This window comes from Halochromatium glycolicum (genome assembly GCF_016584085.1).
In the GTDB taxonomy this organism is placed as follows: Bacteria; Pseudomonadota; Gammaproteobacteria; order Chromatiales; family Chromatiaceae; genus Lamprobacter; species Lamprobacter glycolicus.
Map to the genome: position 1 here is coordinate 1 of NZ_NRSJ01000147.1, position 480 is coordinate 480.

At 59.0% G+C, this 480-nt stretch carries 1 pseudogene; it reads right to left on the minus strand.

The features are described 5' to 3' along the window. Window positions 1-480 (minus strand): annotated as a pseudogene (locus CKO40_RS23910) (glycosyltransferase family 4 protein); the annotation flags it as partial.

Consider the following 480-nt stretch of genomic DNA (forward strand, 5'->3'; position numbering starts at 1 on the left):
TGCAAGACCCCGACAAAGGCTGCGCGCAACGCCTCCCAGTCCTCCGGGGCACGACTGGTAAAGAATTGATGGCCAGGATTATCCTTCATGCACGCCCGAAGCCTTTCGCCATCACAGCGGGCGCAGACATCGTTGAACCGGGAATACAGCGCGATACAGAAAGGATAATGGTCATGAGCAACCAGCAAGGTCGGGAGGCCGGTGCGAAAGACATCGAGCGAGTGACCGATCAGCGAAGAGACGATAACGCCCTGGACCTGATACTCCGAGAGGATCTCGCGCAGGACGGCGCGATAATCCAGATTGGCCAGTGCCGTCTCCGTGATTGGCGTGGTCAGTGACCAGACACGGAGCGGCGGCATCGCACTGTAGCTGCTGTAAAGCTCGAGACGCTGCCCGAACTCCCCCCAGGACCCGATCGACTTCAAGACCAGGTTGACGCGACTCGAATCACCGGCGATGAAATCATCCACCCAGTGA